This is a genomic window from Pantoea sp. Ap-870 (assembly GCF_011752515.1).
GTDB lineage: Bacteria > Pseudomonadota > Gammaproteobacteria > Enterobacterales > Enterobacteriaceae > Pantoea > Pantoea dispersa.
In genome coordinates, this window is record NZ_VWXG01000006.1 from 1 (window position 1) to 18320 (window position 18320).

Here is an 18320-nt window from a genome sequence, read left to right on the forward strand (position 1 = left end):
ACGGGAAAAGTCGTGGTGTGCGCGGCGATGAAGAAGCTGCTGCAGCTGGCTTATGGCGTGCTGAAATCGGGTCGTCCGTTCGATGCCGAAATATGTCTTGCCAGGTAACCGGCAAGACGGTATCTACAGGATCACAGCAGGTTTTTGTAGGGTGCGCATTGATGCGCACCGGCAACTGCACGTCAGTCACCGATCACATCTGATTTTAAAGGTCGCCATGAATGGCGCCCCTGCGAGATCACAGCAGGTTTTTGTAGGGTGCGCATTGTTGCGCACCGGCGGCTGCACGTCAGTCACCGATCATATCTGATTTTGAAAGGTCGCCATGAATGGCGCCCCTGCAGGATCACAGCAGGTTTTTGTAGGGTGCGCATTTGATGCGCACCGGCAGCTGCACGTCATTCACCGTCCACATCTGATTTTGAAAGGTCGCCATAAATGGCGCCCCTACGGGATCACAGCAGGTTTTTGTAGGGTGCGCATTGATGCGCACCGGCAACTGCACGTCAGTCACCGATCACATCTGATTTTAAAGGTCGCCATGAATGGCGCCCCTGCGAGATCACAGCAGGTTTTTGTAGGGTGCGCATTGATGCGCACCGGCAGCTGCACGTCAGTCACCGATCACATCTGATGATGCCGGGCGGTCGCAGTTGCTAACGACCGCCCCCGTCATCACCGCTTACAGCCAGCCCTCAAACCACTCGGGCATCACGAACAGGTTGAAATGATTCACCAGCAGCATCAGGCCGACAAACACCACCGACACCGACACCCACTGGCGCGCATACGGCATAAAGCGGATGCCAATCACCGGTTTGATGAAGAACGGATGCGCGAAGGCGGAGATCAGCACCTGTGAAATCGACAGCGTCAGCGCCACGTAAATCACGTTCGGCCAGATCCACGTAGTGGCCAGCACCACCACCACCACCAGGCTGGCGACGATATTCCAGTAGAACTCGACGTTGGTGCGTCCGTTCGCCTGGGAGACCGCGCCGGTCAGGCCGCCCATCGGGCGCAGCATACCGAACAGCAGCATCAGCGGGATCAGGTGATATACCTGCTCGTGCGAAGCGCCATACAGCACACGCACAATCACCGGAGAGAGAATACCAATCGCCAGGTACATCGCACTGCTGAACAGCATGATGACGAAGGTGCCCTTGAGGAACAGTTTTTTCAGCTGCTCGGGATCGTGCTGCTTCTCAGCGAAGCGCGGCAGCGCCAGGCGGTTAATCACCGGCGACACCAGCTTCAGCGGCTGCAGAATCAGCTCTTTCGCCAGTGAGTAAATCCCCAGCATCTCGGCACCCATCACTTTACCGACGATCAGCGCATCGGCCTGAGTACGCAGCTGGTTAATGGTCTGCGAACCCAACTGATAGATACCGTAACGCACCGCGCTGACAAAGGTTTTGCCGTCGAACTCCCAGGTTGGCCGCCACGACTTCTCGCCAAAGTAGATCATGCAGAGAATGCGCGTGAAGGCGTTGATGAACAGCCCGAGAATCGCCGCCGCCACCGTCAGCGAGGTGAAATAGAGCATCGCCACCGTACACAGGAAGGCAAACAGCTTGGTGCCCATCTCAATCTTCGCCAGCGTCACCATGCGTTTGGTTTTGACATAGTGCGCCTGATACTGCGACAGGTGACCGAGCACGAGGAAGTTGAGACTGGTAAGCATAATCAGCGCCGTCAGCTCCGGCAGATGGTAGAACCACGCCACCGGCCAGGCGATGGCCAGCATGATCAGACCGGTACAGAAGCTCAGCGAGACGTTAACCCAGTAAATGGTGCTCTGCTCACGACGTGTAATCTCCTGACGATGCACGATGTAGCTGCTCATGCCCATGTCCTGCAGCACGGTAGCCACCGCCAGAATGGCGTTGATGATCGCCAGCAAACCCAGCTCGTGCGCTTCCAGCTTGCGCGCCAGCACCGCCAGCTGCAGCACCTGCAGCAGCGCGGCAAAGCAGGTGCTGCCAAACAGCCACACCGCCTGTTTTTTTAATCCACTCACACCATGCGCTCCAGAATTTTCGCCAGCTCGCCGTAAGCGATGTGCTGATTGAACTCGGTTTCCACTTTATGGCGCGCTGCGGCCACCACCGGTGCAACTTCAACGTCGCCGCGCGACAGGCGCAGCAGCGTGTCCGCCAGCTCGTCGGCATCATTTTCCGATACCAGCCAGCCGCTGACGTTATTCTGAATCAGCTCCGGGATGCCGCTGTGGTAGGTGGACACCACCGGCAGGCCGACCGCCATCGCTTCCATCAGCGCCACCGGAATGCCTTCCATATCGCCATCGGCGGCGGTTTTCGACGGCAGCAGGAAGATATCGGCCTCGCTCAGCGCCTGACGAATCTCCTCCTGCGGCTTGAAGCCCGGCATGGTCACCATGTCTTCCAGGCCGGCACGTGCGATGTGCTCACGCATCATGCCGTCCTGCTCGCCGTTACCAATGATGGTGAACTGGAACTGACCGCCGTTATCGCGCAGGATTTCACTGGCTTTTACCGCCACGTCCAGCCCTTTTTTCTCGGTCAGGCGCGCCACCGAAACGATGCGCAGCGGTTTGTGGAACGCGTCGCGTGGCTGGAAGTTAAACTTCTCCGGCTCGATGCCCATGCGCGTGACGTGCACTTTCTCGCGCGGACAGCCCATCTCAATCAGCTTGTTCTCCCACAGATGGCTGATCGGCAGCATCAGTTCGCTCTGTCTGAACAGGTTGATGTAATCCAGTTTGTGCTCTTCAAGAATGTGGCGACGCGAGATATCAGCGCCGTGGAACACCGTCGCCTGCTTGCCCTTCAGTACCCCCAGCTCGCGCAGTTTATTTGCCAGCGCACCGGCATAGCCGAAGTGCACCAGGAACACATCGGCGGTAAAGGTCTGCCGGGCGTTTGCGACAATGGCTGGCAGCAGCAGCTTTTTCGCCTGCGCACCGTAGCGGCCAACGTTAAGCGACTTCAGCAGCGCCGGTTTGGCGATTTTCGGCAGCATCAGACCGATGCGCTGGGTCAGTTTGTCGAGGTTTGATACCTTCTCTTCCGGCAGCAGATAGTGGGTTTTCGCCGCCAGATTGTACTCATCGAACGCGGCATGACGGTTGATCATGTCGCCCGGAAACACCGAGATGACCTCGACGTCATAGCCGGCATCGATGAAATGCGTCACCTGATTGAGGACAAACGTCTCAGAGGCAACCGGAAAACGCATGGTGAAAAAGGTTAGCTTCATCACTTACCCCAGGACGTTGAGAATTTCTTCGGTGATGCGGTTGCCGATTTCACGCTCCTGCGCCACCGCGGTGTTCACTTTTTGCTTCACGTTGTCGTAGTCCGCCAGCACCGTCTGCACTTTGTCGATCAGCGAGCCGTCCATCAGGCTCTGCACGTCGGTGGCCATCTGCGGCAGACCCAGCTGGTTCATCACGCCGAGCGATTTGTGCTCGTAGTTGATGGCCACGGCTGGCGTGCCGAAGTTCATGGAGATGATTGCCGAGTGCAGGCGCGTGCCGATGGTGAGATGGCAGTGGCTGAGCAGGATGCCGAGTTCCAGGTCGTTGAACTCGTCCATGATCACATGGTAGTGCTCCGGTTGCTCAACGTGGTCGCGCAGCGTCAGCGCCACCATACGGTCATCTTTGGCATAGCTGTCGATGCCGGTACAGGTGGAGAACGCCACCACCTGATAACCTTCGGCGATCATGGCGTTGATCACCCGGCCAAACGCGGCTTCATACTCTTTCTGCGTAACGCCAAGACGTTTGTCGAACGGTGCCAGCTCACGCACGGTGATGGCGATGGTTTTGCGCGACTGAATGATGTTCTGCCAGTGCAGCAGGTTGTGGCTCGGATTTTTCACCTCGCGCGCCTGCACCAGGAACGCGGTGTCCACGCCCTTCTTCACCCGGCTGGTGGTCACGCCATCCTGCTTCAGGCGATCGAGGCTGACCTCTTCGCGCAGCACCAGGCTGTCGACGCGGTCAAAAACAAAGTTTGCCAGCGCATTGACGCGCGGGTTTTCGAACGGGCCCACCGAGTGACCGATCATGTGCAGCGGCTTCTTCGCCATCAGCGCGCACAGCGCGTGATCGAACTGGGTGACGCCGTACAGATCGACGAAGAACGAGCCGCCGACCTGAATGATGGCGTCATATTTCGCCAGGCTGCGGGTGAATTCCGCCAGATGCGGCGGCACCGAGAAGGATTTATACACGCCACCTTTGCCGAGGTGCGCCATCATGATGTCCGGCATCAGACGGTTGGCGACTTTGCGCTTCAGGCTGCTGACCAGCCCTTTTGGCGCCTTGCTGTTATGCAGAAACAGCGAATCCTGCTGGATGTGCTGCTGCAGTAAATATCCGGAGCTGGTTGGATAGCGGCTGATGACATCGATATCCAGATCCCCACGCGCGGCCTGCAATGAATCAATCAGTCCACGTAAAATCGCGCCATCCCCACGATTTCCACAGGTATGGTTACCCACCAATAAAATCTTCATAAAAACTCCAGATAAATTTTTGTAATTTTTTACAAGCCGCCAGTTCCATACTGGCTAAGTGAACTCTGTAAGAAAAAACTGCTAATGGGCCAGCGGCCCGAAATTAACGACTACCTGTTGTGACGTAAATGCGTTACCTGTTTAGCGGTGCGCATAAATGCGCACCCTACATATCTGGCGCTGCGCCGGGTATCAATCCGCGCCCTGCATCGCCGGTATACGGTGCGCATAAATGCGCACCCTACAAGTCCTGTGCGCGATGATGAGAAGTGCACAGACGTAGGGTCGCCATTCATGGCGACCGCCGCTCACCCTCACGACTTCAGCGCAAAATACGGCAGCGCCACCTGCTCGCCGTTGATCACCACTGAAACAAACCCCTTCGGCTGGCGCGTGTCCACCTCTTCGGGCTTGAGCGCGCGCGACGCCAGCAGCAAATCGCCCTGCTCGTTGCCGCCGATGCCGGCTTTACCGTTGTGCAGGCTAAACCGCTGCGGGGCCGGCTGGCTGCCGCTGGTCGGACTGCCCTGCGCCATGGTGGCGTCAACGCGCGCACAGCGGCCGGTGAGGAAACGGTCTTTGGCGGTGCTCTTAATCAGCACCACCGCCGTCGGCGTCCAGCCCGCCAGTTTGACGAACACTTTGCTATCGGTATCGCTGCGCGCATCGACGCGCACCTCCAGCACCGGCGAACTGCCTTCCGCAGACCAGCTGGCTTCCGCCTTGCTGGTTTTGCGCTGCAGATGAATCACTGCGCGACCGCCGGTCTGTTTACCGCCCATCACGTCGAGCAGCGGCTGTTTATCGCTGCCGTTGCTGAACTGCGACTGACCAAACAGCTCGATCTCCCAGCTGTCACCCACGGTTGGCGAGTAAAAATTACCCAGCTCGAACCAGGTGGCCTGATTGGTGTTGTTGGTCAGACGGAAACGCGACGTGATGTAGTTGTATTTCAGGCTGCCGTCGATGGCCACGCCGTAAGACTCCACCCGCGTTGAGCCCATCTCCCAGATATTCAGCCAGCGCTCACCTTCCAGCGAGTTATCGATCCAGCTGCCAGACTGCAGATTGGTCTGGCGCATGTTGAGGCGGGAATTGCGCGCGTTCAGCGGGTTTTTACAATCTTCCAGGCTCAGCGCATCAATAATCCACTGGCCGTTCGAGATGTCGCCGGGGTGCTCACTGTGCTCAATCCAGCCGTTATGAATGATCGACTGGCTGCAGCGCGGCAGGTTGAGCACCATGCCGCCGGTACAGCGCTGGGCATTGAAGTTCGACAGTTCAATCGCCGTACTGTGGTCCCACGCACCCTGTTTCTGTCCGGACCAGCTGGCTTTGATCACGTCACCGGTACAGGTGTCGGCGTACCACTGGTCGATTTTGCAATCCAGCGTATCCAGCAGGCTGATTGAGGTGCCGCCGACGCGGTTGAAGCGCAGGCAGGCACCGCGGAAGAACTGGCCGCCCGGACAGGTGTTGCGGAACAGCCCCTGTTTGTTTGGCCGCTTGTCGTTCTGACCGTTGAAGATCAGGTTGGAGATTTCGGTCCAGCGCGCATTCACCTGGAACAGGAATTCGGAACGACCGTCAGATACCAGCGTGGTCGCCGGGAAATAGCCGAAGTTAACCATCGCGCCGGAAATGCGGAAGAAGCGCTGCTGCTGATCGCCAAAGTCACAGCCGGTCACGAAGAAGGTGCCTGCCGGAAACTGTACGCAGATCTGCTGGTTAGCCTTGAGCGACCACTGATACATGGCTTTGATCGCCGGTGCCGTATCGGTTTTGCCATCGGCGATGGCGCCGAAGTCAAACAGCGTCAGACGGTTGAAATCTTCCACCACGCGGCGCCAGTAGAACCCGTTGCCGCTGAAAATCACGCCGCCATCATCTTCGCCTTCGCCATACACGCCGACAAACTCGCCGCCGCCCACTTCCAGCCCTTCGTGCCAGCTTTTCAGCTTGATTTTCGCTCCGGCAAACAGCGGTCGGGTTTTACGCAGCTCTTCCACCGACGGGATTTCGCCGATCAGCTGATAACCATTCGGCTGCGCCAGGCGCTGGCTGAAGTTGCTGGCGTTCGGGCGCGACACGTCGCTGATGGAAAACAGCGTATTGCCCTGATTATCTTCCACCACCATCGAGTGCGCGGGATTGGCGATTAACGCGGCATTATCGTGAATAAACTGGGCAAAGTTGCCTTTATTGAGCGCAATGGGCTGACTCACCTGGGAAACCTTACCGCTGGCGTCGCGCAGATACACCGGAATCTGGTTGCCGGCCTGGCTGGCATCTTTGCCTGCTGCGCCAATCCACAGTTTGCCCTCAAAGTTCTGCCAGAACTGCGGTGGCATGGTATAGACGTTTTCCGGCGTCAGAATCGGCACATCGCCCGGCGGGACGCTGGAGGCATCAACCGCTTTCAGCGCCGGCTGACCACTTTTGGCGGCGTAACTGGAAAACGCGCTCACCGACAGCGCGGCAACAATGGAGGAGGCTGCAGTTTGCAAGACTTCTCTTCTTTTCATGCTAACAATCCCGTGGTCATGGGGCCGCATGGCGGCCGAAAAGGTATCCCCGAGGCACGATAAAAGTGGTTATACCAGCGCCAGCCAGCTCTGTTTGATCTGATTACCGTCAAACTTTAGCGCCGTCTCTTTGGTTTTTTCGCTCATGGCAAAGAACAGGCGATCGTCGCTGGCCAACTGCTCCATGCGCGCCAGGAAAGTGGCTTTGTCGTTCATTGGGACCAGGAAGCCATCTTCGCCGTGATTGATGATCTCCTGCGGTCCGGTCGGACAGTCATAGGCCACCACCGGCAGCGACCAGGATTTGGCTTCCAGCAGTACCAGCGGCAGTCCTTCATAACGTGAGGTCATCAGCGCCATGTCACTGTCGCGGTAGTAATCATTGATATTGCTGACTTTGCCGACAAAGTTAACGCTGCCGGTGATGCCCAGCGCCGCGGCCTGATCGTGCAGCTGCTGGCGCAGTTCGCCGTCACCGGCGATCACCAGCTTCCACTCCGGGTGTTTTTTGCTGAAGTCGGCCCAGATATCCAGCAGCAGGTCAAAGCCCTTCTGGTTATCGAGGCGGCCTACCGCCAGCGCCTGACGGCTGCGCGTCTCGCGCTGCCAGGATTTGTACACCACCGGGTTAGGAATTTGCTGGCTGGGGATATGCCAGCGGGTGAAGACCTGATGGTCTTTGTCAGTCAGCACGATCACCTGGTCGTAGTAGCGCAGCAGCAGCCACTTCAGCAGTTTGATCGGCTTGCTGAACGAGTTAATAGCGATGTGCTCGCAGGCGTAGGCTTTGAAGGTTTTTTTCTTCATTGCCATCAGGTTCCAGAAGGCAAACATCACGCTCAGGCGCCCCATACTGATCAGGAATACGCTGTCGAAGCCTTCCTGATGGATACGCGCCACGGCACTTTTAATCGGGTTGCTGTGGCCTTCGAAGCTGACAATCTCTTTCACCCGCTCAAACGGGTAAAAGGTTTTGCCGTGCCCTTCCAGCGAGTAAATGGTGACGGCATGCTCCTCACCGAGGCACTCCGACATGAAGTTGCAGATGTTCTCCGTGCCTGCGTAGGAGTAGGCATCCTTAATAACCAAAACAATCTTTTTCATCTGATACTTTTCACCTCAAATTGCTCAAATCCAGACCCAAGTCATTTGCGTTGCCGCAAGGCGGCAAGTGCGTTCATTCCCGGGAGCTTACTCAAGTAAGTGACCGGGATGGACGTGCGCAGCCAACGTAGCGGCAGCGCGAAGGACACAGGGTCTTAGCGATGTTTAAGGGTGAAAAGAACCCCATTCACCATATACCAGCCGTAATAGTAATAGATTTTTAAAGGATTGTTTTTATAGATAATTCTTAATAATTCGAGGTGCCATTTCGCCGCTTTATTTTTGTTACGCGACAGCGAATCGCCCAGCTCGTAGTAGTTGACCAGCGTCTTCTGGATCACCCGGGCTTGTTTGTAGCGGAGGAACAGCTCATAGAGGAACAGGAAGTCTTCATGGCCTTTACGCTGGAAGAAGATGCCCTGTGGCGGACGACGGAAACACACCGAGGAGAAGCAGACGCGATACTGCTTCTTCACGAAGTTTTCCTGCTGCAGATAAGGTTTGTTGTAATTGATGTCGTGATCGGCGGTTTTGGTTTTGTAGTGATAATGGGTGATCACAAAGTCGTCACCGGCGGCCAGCGCCGCGGCCTGCTCGGCCAGTTTCTCCGCGTGCCATTCGTCATCGCTGTCGAGAAACGCAATGATCTCCTCTTTGGCCGCGCGCAGGCCCACGTTGCGCGTTTCCGCCGCGCCGAGGTTGACCTCGTTGCTGAGGATAGTGATGCGCGCGTCCTGGCAGTGCTCGCGCACAAAAGCGAGTGAATCATCGGTGGATTTATCATTGACCAGGTAGAGATGCCAGTCGCTGTAGGTCTGATTCACGATCGACTCAACCGCACGCAGCACGGTGTTGCGCGCGTTGTACATCGGCATCACGATACCGATGGTGCCAACATGATTTGTCATTTGTATACCCGGAGTGTCAGGAACCGAAAAAATGCTCCCGCTGCGGGAGCAAGTGAAAGTCATAAATCGATCAGGAAACCGCTCTTCGCCCCGTGAAGCGCGACTTCAGCTTATCGACCAGGCGATTGATGAAGTAGGCGCGGTTATCACGGTTGGTGAGGAAGAAGTAGCGCGCAAAACTGACGCTGGCCAGCAGCGAATTGCCATCCATTTTGTAGCGCAGCGGCAGCTTGAACGCTTTGTAGGTATGGATATCGCGCGCCGTCAGGTGCGGCTTCATGGTGTCGAGCCAGAAGAAGGAGTACTTCACCGACTCGCCTTTGTGTTTGGAACCAAATTTGGTCACCAGATGGTAGGTCGCCAGCGGTTTAGCGATCATCACAAATTCGTAGCCCATGCGGTCGGCGCGGATGCAGAAGTCATAATCCTGATGGCGAATATAGCGCGCATCAAACTGGATTCTGGCGGCATCTTCGCGTTTCAGCACGATGGTACTGGTCTGGATAAAGCCGTAACAGCCAAACAGGTACTCCGCCACGGTCTCATTTTTCCCCGGCGGCTGCATCGGCATCACTTTGAGGAAGCTGCCGTCCTGATGAATATTGACCTGGCTGAAGATGACATAGCGCGATTTACCCTGCGCTTCCAGCTTGCGGATGGTATCGCACACTTCCAGCAGCTTGTCCGCGTGCCACTCGTCGTCGGCGTCGAGGAAGCTGATGAAGTCGCCCTGCGCCAGTTCAATACCTTTGTTGCGCGCGCCGGCACCGTTGAGTTTGACCTCAGACAGCTCCAGTTTGATGTCCAGATCCTGATAGCGCTCGCCGCGCACCACCTGCGCCAGTTCCGCGGCATCGGCGGATTTGTCATCCACGATGATGACTTCAAAGTTGCGATAGGTTTGCGCTTTGACGCAATCCAGCGTCGTGACAATCGATTTCGACGCGTTATAAGCGGGAATTACAATTGAGAAGCGGATGTCCTGCATTGCCAGCACCTCTTAAACAGCTGTTCCAGATTCAACGGTAACGCGAGCGGCCTGTAGAAAGGAATCGGCTTTGTTCTGAAAAATCATGCCGTTAGTATTCTTTTTCAATAAGACTTTTCGTACCGTCACGGAAATACCTAAGATTGTGCTGTGTGTATGTTGGATGGTGCAAAACGCACCGAAAAATTTAGTCGCCATGCATGGCGTTATGTTCGAGAAAGCGGTTTGCCGGTCGCCATGAATGGCGACCCTACAGCCTCGGGCACGGTTCTGACCGTCAGTGCATTTATGCGCACCAGCAAAGAGGTCAATTCTCCTGCACCGTCCACGTAGGGTGCGCATTTATGCGCACCTCGCTAACGCTTTTTAGCCATAAAAAGGGGCGGAAAATCCGCCCCCGATAGTGCTTAGCTTTTGCTCTCTTTACCGTATTCGTAGTTGTAATAGTCGTAGCCATAACCATAGGCATTCGACGCTTTACGGACCACGGCGTTGAGGATGACGCCTTTAATCTCGATACCGTTCTGGGCGAAGCGCTTGTAGCTGACATCCAGCTCTTTGGTGGTGTTGGTTTCGAAACGCGCCACCATCAGCGAGGTACCGGCCAGCTTACCGATGATGGAAGCGTCGGTCACAGCCAGAATCGGCGGCGTATCGATCAGCACCAGGTCATAGTTCTTGCTTGCCCAGTCCAGCAGCTCCTGCATGCGACGATGCATCAGCAGCTCAGACGGGTTCGGTGGCACCTGACCGCGCGGCAGGAAGTCAAAACCGTACACGCCCTTCTGAATCATCGCCGGCGAGAACTCGCTCTTGCCTGACAGTACGTTAGACAGGCCGGTCTTGTTATCCGCACCCAGCAGCTCGTGGGTATAGCCGCGGCGCATATCACCATCGATGAACAGTACGCGCTGACCTGCTTTGGATACCAGCGTCGCCAGGTTGGCACAGATAAAGGTTTTACCTATACCCGGGCTGGCACCGGTGATCATCAGGATGTTGTTTTTCGCTTCCATCATGGCGAAGTGCAGGCTGGTGCGCAGGCTACGAATCGCTTCGATGGAGAGGTCAGTCGGGTTACCCAGCGCCAGCAGCGTGTTGTGCGGATCCGACTTCTCTTTGCTGCCGCGTCGCGCCAGCGCTTCGGTGTCTTTCTTACGCTGCCACTCGGAGAGCGGTACGCTGGCATAGACGTTCATGCCCAGCTCTTCCAGCTGCTCCGGGTTGTCGATACCGTGGTGGAACAGCGCTTTCAGCAGCACCAGACCAACCGACAGCATCAGACCCACAATCAGGCCCGCGACAATAATCAGCAGTTTCTTTGGTGCCACCGGGCTGGTGCTGGTTTCAGCACGGTCGATGATGCGCACATCACCCACGGTACTGGCCTTGCTGATGCCCAGTTCCTGCTGACGGTTCAGCAGCTGCATGTAGATTTCCTGACCGGCCTGCACATCACGCGTCAGACGCAGAATCTCCTGCTGGGTCTGCGGCATGGCCGAGATTTTCTTGTTCAGCTGCGCCTGTTCCGCTTCCAGCGTTTTGCGTTTTTCCAGCAGCGCGCGGTACGTCGGGTGGTCTTTGGTGAACAGCTGGGAAACTTCGGCTTCACGGAAGGTCAGCTCGTTCAGCTGGCTCTGGACGCTAACGGACGAGTCGAGCGCCGATTTGGCTTCCAGCGACATGTCGACCGACTCGTTCTGACGACGGAAGGTGTTCAGCTTGTCTTCCGCATCGTCCAGCTTGGCACGCACGTTAGGCAGCTGAGTACGCAGGAATTCGAGGCTCTTCTCTGCCTGCTCAGACTTGCGCTCGACGTTCTGCAGCAGATAGTTGTTGACGATCTGGTTCAGCACGCGGCTCGCCTGCTCCTGATCTTCATCCTGGAACTCCAGGCCCAGCACGCCGGTGGTTTTGCCTTTATCGGCGACGGTCAGCGCGCCCAGTACGGTTTTAATCGCCTGCAGGTCGCTCAGCTTGGTGACGCTGAAGCTGGTGCCTTCGTCAGCCTGTATGCCGCTAACCAGCATGGTGACGTCGCCGTGCTGCTCCAGCTGACCGACGCGACCTTTGAACAGCTCGTCGCCGTCTTTGCTCACGGTATAGGTCTGCGGACCGGTGACTTCCAGCTCAACGGTACGTTTGTCGATGCTGCGCGGAATTTCCAGGCGGGAAATAGCAATCTGCGCTGGCTTGTTGCCCATCAGGCGCGACAGACCTTTACCGATTACCGGGAAGTAGTTTTGCTGAATGACCGTGTCCAGACCAAGGTCGTTAACGGTTTTACCAATCACCATGCGGGATTCGATGATCTGAATCTCGGTGTCTGATGCTGGCGTGGTCGGAATCACATCCTGTAATTCGTTCAGCACCGAGGCGGTGTTTTTCTGCTCCACCTGCACCATAGCGTCCGCGCTATAGATTGGCGTAGCAAACAGTGTGTAGAGCGTTGCCATCAGCATAAAGAAAGCGGTGACCGCCACGATGATCCAGCGATGATCGATCAGCTGTCCCACAAGATGCGCCAGATCCCATCCATTCGAATCTTCTTTTGGCGCAGTCATAACCTTGTTTTTGATATTCATGGATATTCCCAACTATCGGCTTAGTACGTTAACCCATTTCTGGGTAGCGTTTTCCAGTAACCCGTAAACCTCTTCAAAGGCCTCACGGCTTTTTTTGTACGGATCCGCAATTTCCTGTTGGTTAAGCCAGTGGCCCAGCAGCATGGTCTTCCCCCGCGCGGCCGGATCGATGCGATTCACCTGCTCAACGTGGCGCTTCTCCATTACCAGAATCAGGTCAAAGTCACGGCACATGCTGGCCGTTAACTGCTGAGCCTCATGACCGTCCAGCGAGACGCCATGTTCAGCGGCGACGGCGCTGGCCGTCTTATCCGCCGGATGGCCCTTCAGGGCGCCAAGACCGGCAGAGGCGATACGGGTATGCGGAAGTGCGCGTTTGAACAGACGCTCCCCGGTGGGGGAGCGGCAAATGTTGCCGACGCAGACGACTAACACTGACTTAATCATGGTAAAACCTTAGTCCGACCAGTTGCGGAAACGCAGCGCTGCGGAGCTTGCATCGTCGATACCCACGATGGTCGGCAGCAGTCCGGAAATCACGCGGTTCCAGCGGGTGATTGGTGTTGCGGTGACGTAGACAATGTCGTACGGCTCCAGTTGGAATTCGGTGCCCATCACCATCGACGCCGCATCTTTGGTGTTCAGCTGATAGATGTTGGCGATCTTGGTGCGGTTAGCACCGCGAATCGGACGAATGACGAATACGCCGGTGGCGTCAGAGGTGGTTTGATCCATGCCCTGTGCGTTACCCAGCGCTTCAGCCAGCGTCATGCCGCTGCGGTCCATCTTCAGCGTGGTCTGCTGTTTCACTTCGCCCATCACGAAGATCTTCAGATCGTCGTTACGCGGTACGTAAAGGATATCGCCCGGATAGAGCAGATGGTTCTGGCTCAGGTCGCCGTTTTGCATCAGCGCCTGCAGCGAGATGCGCTGCTCGCGGCCGTTGTGCGTCAGCACCACGTTGCGCCAGTCGGCGTCAGCGGCAAGGCCACCCGCGGCGTTCACCGCATCCAGCACGGTCAGCGGCACGTTGGTGATCGGCTGCTGGCCGGAGGTGGTGACCGAACCGGTCACGTAGGCTTTCTGCGAACGGAACGCGGCCACATTGACATCCACCTGCGGACTTTCAATGAACTGCGCCAGACGACGCGCGATTTCACTGCGGATTTCCGTCACGGTGCGGCCTGCAACGCGCACTTTACCGATGTACGGATAGAAGATGGTACCGTCTGCCTGCACCCAGTTACCGGTGTCGCTGGCGCTACGGTACTGACCGGCCGGCGTGGTCAGCTCAGGGTGATCCCATACGGTGACGTTCAGTACGTCGCCGATGCCAACGCGGTATTGATAGCTCTGAATCTCGTTCTGCAGCAGCGGGTTAGCCTGAGCAACCAGCGGCTTCGGACGCATCTGTTCAACCAGACGCGGCGTCAGAGGGAAGACGTTAACGTATTTGTCGATGTCAAAATTGCTATCCTGTTGCTCAATGACATCTTTTCCGCTAGTGGAAAGGTGCGAACCTGGTTCGATGGTGCACCCGGAGAGGAAAGTCGCGGATACCAGTAACGGTATCAATTTAGTTTTCATTATCATCTGGTTCTTCGCTATCAGTTAATGATTGATAGAGGCGAAAACGCCGCTGTGTAAGCGTCTAACAAAAATAAAGGCAAGGAATTAAACACTGAAACTGAGGTTCATTATCATTAGCTCCCTGGTTTATGTTGTCATCCTGATTGCAGACGACTTCAATTAAAGTGGGTTATCGTTAAGCGGCTTAATAACCCGCTCTGTTCGGGCTCGATAATGGCAGTTATCAGTTACAGACACTCCCAGCACCGGCAGTTATCAGGCGGGAACGTTATTTCGTCCCCTGCCCTTGCTGTCTATCAATAAGCGCCGTCGCGTTTGAGTACCACGCCGACCGTCTTAAACAGAATCGCGATGTCATTCCACAGCGACCAGTTTTTGACATACCACGAATCGAAATAGACGCGCGTCTCATAGTCAACGTCGTTACGACCGCTGACCTGCCACAATCCCGTCATGCCTGGCTTTGCCATCAGGTAATAATCAACATCACCGGCATAACGGCAGAGTTCATCTTCAATCACCGGGCGCGGGCCAACGAGGCTCATGTCACCGCGCACGACGTTCCACAGCTGCGGCAGCTCATCCAGGCTGGTTTTGCGGATGAAATGACCGACTTTGGTAATACGTGGATCGTTTTTCAGTTTGAAATCTTTGTCCCACTCGGCGCGGGCTACCGGGTCGGTGCGCAGCACCTCTTCCAGCACCTCTTTCGAGTTAATCACCATCGAGCGGAACTTCAGGCACTTGAACTTGCGGCCGTTGAGACCCACACGTTCGTGACCGTAAATCGGTGGTCCGCCATCACGGCCAACCATGAAGCCGAGTACCAGCAGCGCAGGTGACAGCGCGATGATGATGCTGAGCGCGCCGACGATATCGAATGCCCGCTTCAGGACACGCGAGGTGCGTTTCGCCAGGTTGTTATTCACACGCAGAATCATCACTTCATGGCTGAAGATGTAAGCCATATCAGTGCCGTACAGCGGAACGCCGCGCAACGTCGGGATAACCGAGACCGAGCGACAGTTATGCATCGCCAGCATTTTCAGCCAGCGGTCGCGGTGCTGACTCTGCTCAAACTCAACCGCGACGATAAACTGGGTTTCGCTGTTGGTCAGCTGCCACAGCTCCTGCTCGTTATGCAGCACCGGTACACCGGAGATGCTGGCCTGCGGGCAGCTGCCATCGACGTCGAAGAAGGCGATCACATCAAAGCCCATCACCTCTTCGCTCTGCAGCGCCTGCCAGGCTTCCTGCGCGTTACGGTTGCTGCCAATAATAATGGTTTGCTTTTTCCACATACCGAAATGATTCAGTACGCGTTTGGAAATAGCGCGCGCCAGCGGAATCAGCACCAGCGCTAAAATCCACGTTAATACCCAGACAAAACGGGACATCTGCCATTGTGATAATGCTGAAATTGACAAATCGATGACAGAGAAAATGAGAATGGTACGAAAGATCTCTTTCAGCTCAAACCAGAAGGGTTTGCGATAGGTATAATGACGCAGGCGAACCCAGAACCAGCCTGTACAAATTAAGGACAGACAGACATGGGTGGCGATTTTTAAGTTGAGGTCTTTTTCAGAAATATCTGCCAGTGGAGAATCGGCGAACGAATTAATCAGCGCGAGTGCAATAAACAATGCCGCGTTGAAACAAATTAAATCCGAGCACGCCAGTAAAATTTTTGTCAGAAGACTTTTATATGTAAATTCATTATCGCGCATATTTGACTCTTTTATTTTATTTCCCTTAATCCCTAACGCCTAAGCCTGAGTAATTAATGAGCGATGCACTAACTAAACCAGCGAGACAAACTGCGGCGAACTCCCCGGCATTTAGGCCAATTCTCTTTCAAGTTAAGCAAGAAAATTGTGATAAATACCAACAGATTAGTCTGACTTCCTTTTGCCGCAAGGCCAGACAATTCTTAACCTGTGAAAACCACATCAGGCACGCTACCGCCCTTGGCTGTCGCTGCCAATACCGCTTACAACACCCTATTTTTTGTCCGCGCTTTGTCGCCACGCCGGGAAATACCCGCCTTAACCCGTGCACGATCACAATTCACAACATTAAGAAGCTAAACAGCGCGCTATTAACAACATTGGCGCAGACATTTACTAACACGTTGCTATACTAGTTATTACTGGCTTGTTTACAAGTAGGCCCCGTCTTCCCTGCACTATTTTAGGAAAAAGACTACCAGCCATAAGTATTGATGCCAGCCCCGCCAGGCAATTTCACGCCAAAATTCAGAATAATTCGATACCCGCCTTCAGATTAGTCGCATTAAAAATGTACGCTTTTGCCGCTGGATAAGAATAAATAGTGGTCTTCATCCACACAGGATGTTTATCCATACTTTTCACTTATCGCCCGGCTGAACAAGGTAAGATTAATCCTAATAAGCCGCCAGCCCGCAACATCCGCGCGGCCGGGGCGTATTTGTACCCTGTCTGACGATTAACTATCATCAGACTAAGCTCATTTTTAGACATTATGGTGATGAAAGTATGTGGGAGTGGATCATCGATCCGTCGCTCTGGGCAGGATTAGTCACGCTAATCGTTCTTGAGCTGGTGCTGGGTATTGATAACCTGGTTTTCATCGCCATCCTGGTGGAGAAGCTGCCGCCGACGCTGCGCGACCGCGCGCGAGTGTTCGGTCTGCTGCTGGCGCTGATATCACGGCTGGTGCTGCTGGCGTCGCTGTCGTGGCTGGTTACGCTGACCCAACCGCTGTTCACCCTCTTCCAGCACAGCTTCAGCGCACGCGACCTGCTGCTGCTGGGCGGCGGTATCTTCCTGTTGTTTAAAGCCACCACCGAACTAAACGCCCGGCTGGAGGGCAGCGACGAGGAATCGGGTCAAAATAACTGTGGTGCTAAATTCTGGCCGGTGGTGGCGCAAATCGTGGTGCTGGACGCCATCTTTTCACTTGATGCCGTCATTACCGCCGTCGGTATGGTCAACGACCTGCCGGTGATGATGATCGCCGTGACCATCGCCATCCTGTTAATGCTGCTGGCCAGCAAGCCGCTGACGCGCTTCGTTAACGGCCATCCTACTATTGTGATTCTCTGCCTGAGCTTTCTGCTGATGATCGGCTTTAGTCTGGTGGCAGAGGGTTTCGGCTTCGTCATCCCGAAAGGCTATCTGTACGCGGCCATTGGCTTCTCGATTGTGATTGAGATCTTTAACCAGCTGGCGCTGTTTAATCGCCGCCGTTTTCTTACCGCCGGACGGCCGCTGCGCCAGCGCACCGCCGAAGCCGTGCTGCGCATTCTGCGCGGTGAAGCGCAGCGCGCCGATCTGGATGCCGACACGGCATCGCTGCTGAGCGATAACCAGGGCGCAGCGCTGTTTAACCGTCAGGAGCGGCGCATGATCATGCGCGTGCTGGGTCTGGGTCAGCGCCAAATCAACAGCATCATGACGTCACGCCATGACGTCGAGCATATTGATCTGAGCGAAGACCCGCAGTCGATCATGGATAAACTCGACCGCAACCAGCATACGCGCCTGCTAATCACCGAACAGGGACGCGAGCCGCTGGGCGTGGTGCATGTGATCGATCTGCTGCATCAGTCGCTGCACAGTAAATCGCTGGATTTGCGTGCGCTTATTCGCCAGCCGCTGGTGTTTCCCGAGCGCGTCACCCTGCTGCAGGCGCTGGAGCAGTTTCGCCATGCGCGCACCCATTTTGCCTTTGTGGTGGATGAGTTTGGTTCGGTAGAAGGCGTGGTGACGCTGAGCGACGTGATGGAGACTATCGCCGGCAACCTGCCCAATGAAGGGGAAGAGATTGATGCCCGTTACGATATTCAGCCTGCGGAACATGGCGGCTGGATCGCCAACGGCCATATGCCGCTGGAAGATTTAGCGCTGTATGTGGCGCTGCCGCTCGACGAGAGGCGCAATTACCATACGCTGGCGGGATTGCTGATGGATAGCCTGCAGCACGTGCCGGCCGAAGGTGAGGAGTTGCGCGTCGGGGATTATCTGCTGCGCACCCTGCAGGTGGAGAACCATCGGGTGCAAAAAGTCGAGATTGTGCCGGTCGCGCCCGCACCGTTTATTTAACCCGGTGCCGGGGCGTGATTTAT

The 18320-nt window shown here is 55.8% G+C and carries 12 protein-coding genes and 1 pseudogene; 2 read left to right on the top strand and 11 right to left on the bottom strand.

Annotated elements, in window-relative coordinates; all coding sequences use genetic code 11:
• Window positions 1-108 (top strand): annotated as a pseudogene (locus F3J41_RS15140) (IS110 family transposase); the annotation flags it as partial.
• Window positions 109-682: 574 nt separating this feature from the next.
• On the opposite strand, the gene F3J41_RS15145 reads toward F3J41_RS15140, so the two are convergent.
• From F3J41_RS15145 to wbaP, 11 genes are all read right to left on the bottom strand, one after another.
• A complete protein-coding gene (locus tag F3J41_RS15145) occupies window positions 683-2023 on the bottom strand; it encodes an MOP flippase family protein (RefSeq protein WP_166711686.1) in 1341 nt (446 codons plus the stop codon).
• A complete protein-coding gene (locus tag F3J41_RS15150) occupies window positions 2020-3243 on the bottom strand; it encodes a glycosyltransferase (protein ID WP_166711687.1) in 1224 nt (407 codons plus the stop codon). The genes F3J41_RS15145 and F3J41_RS15150 overlap by 4 nt, the downstream gene beginning before the upstream one ends.
• A gap of 3 nt (window positions 3244-3246) precedes the next feature.
• Window positions 3247-4509, bottom strand: coding sequence for a colanic acid biosynthesis pyruvyl transferase WcaK (gene wcaK, locus F3J41_RS15155; RefSeq protein WP_166711690.1), 1263 nt, complete (start codon window positions 4507-4509; stop codon window positions 3247-3249).
• A gap of 314 nt (window positions 4510-4823) precedes the next feature.
• Window positions 4824-7034, bottom strand: a complete 2211-nt coding sequence (locus tag F3J41_RS15160) for a phage tailspike protein (protein WP_031280062.1) — start codon at window positions 7032-7034, stop codon at window positions 4824-4826.
• Between the two features lie 69 nt (window positions 7035-7103).
• Window positions 7104-8138: a glycosyltransferase gene (locus F3J41_RS15165; RefSeq protein WP_021509330.1), complete on the bottom strand. Its 1035-nt coding sequence runs from the start codon at window positions 8136-8138 to the stop codon at window positions 7104-7106.
• Window positions 8139-8293: 155 nt separating this feature from the next.
• Window positions 8294-9046, bottom strand: a complete 753-nt coding sequence (locus F3J41_RS15170) for a glycosyltransferase family 2 protein (protein WP_058769966.1) — start codon at window positions 9044-9046, stop codon at window positions 8294-8296.
• Between the two features lie 70 nt (window positions 9047-9116).
• Window positions 9117-10034, bottom strand: coding sequence for a glycosyltransferase family 2 protein (locus F3J41_RS15175; protein ID WP_058757292.1), 918 nt, complete (start codon window positions 10032-10034; stop codon window positions 9117-9119).
• Window positions 10035-10441: 407 nt separating this feature from the next.
• Entirely contained in the window at window positions 10442-12619 is a 2178-nt protein-coding gene (gene wzc / locus F3J41_RS15180) for a tyrosine-protein kinase Wzc (protein WP_021509327.1), read from the bottom strand.
• 12 nt (window positions 12620-12631) lie between these two features.
• On the bottom strand, window positions 12632-13066 hold the full coding sequence (locus F3J41_RS15185; RefSeq protein WP_021509326.1) for a protein-tyrosine-phosphatase: 435 nt from the start codon (window positions 13064-13066) through the stop codon (window positions 12632-12634).
• 9 nt (window positions 13067-13075) lie between these two features.
• Window positions 13076-14206 (bottom strand): polysaccharide export protein, encoded by a 1131-nt coding sequence (locus tag F3J41_RS15190; protein ID WP_031280061.1) that lies wholly within the window; start codon window positions 14204-14206, stop codon window positions 13076-13078.
• Between the two features lie 299 nt (window positions 14207-14505).
• Window positions 14506-15939, bottom strand: a complete 1434-nt coding sequence (wbaP, locus tag F3J41_RS15195) for an undecaprenyl-phosphate galactose phosphotransferase WbaP (RefSeq protein ID WP_058757291.1) — start codon at window positions 15937-15939, stop codon at window positions 14506-14508.
• 789 nt (window positions 15940-16728) lie between these two features.
• Between wbaP and F3J41_RS15200 the strand changes: the two genes are divergently transcribed.
• The gene (locus F3J41_RS15200; RefSeq protein ID WP_166711692.1) at window positions 16729-18297 is read left to right on the top strand and encodes a TerC family protein; all 1569 of its coding nucleotides are present in this window, start codon (window positions 16729-16731) and stop codon (window positions 18295-18297) included.
• Window positions 18298-18320 lie beyond the last annotated feature (23 nt).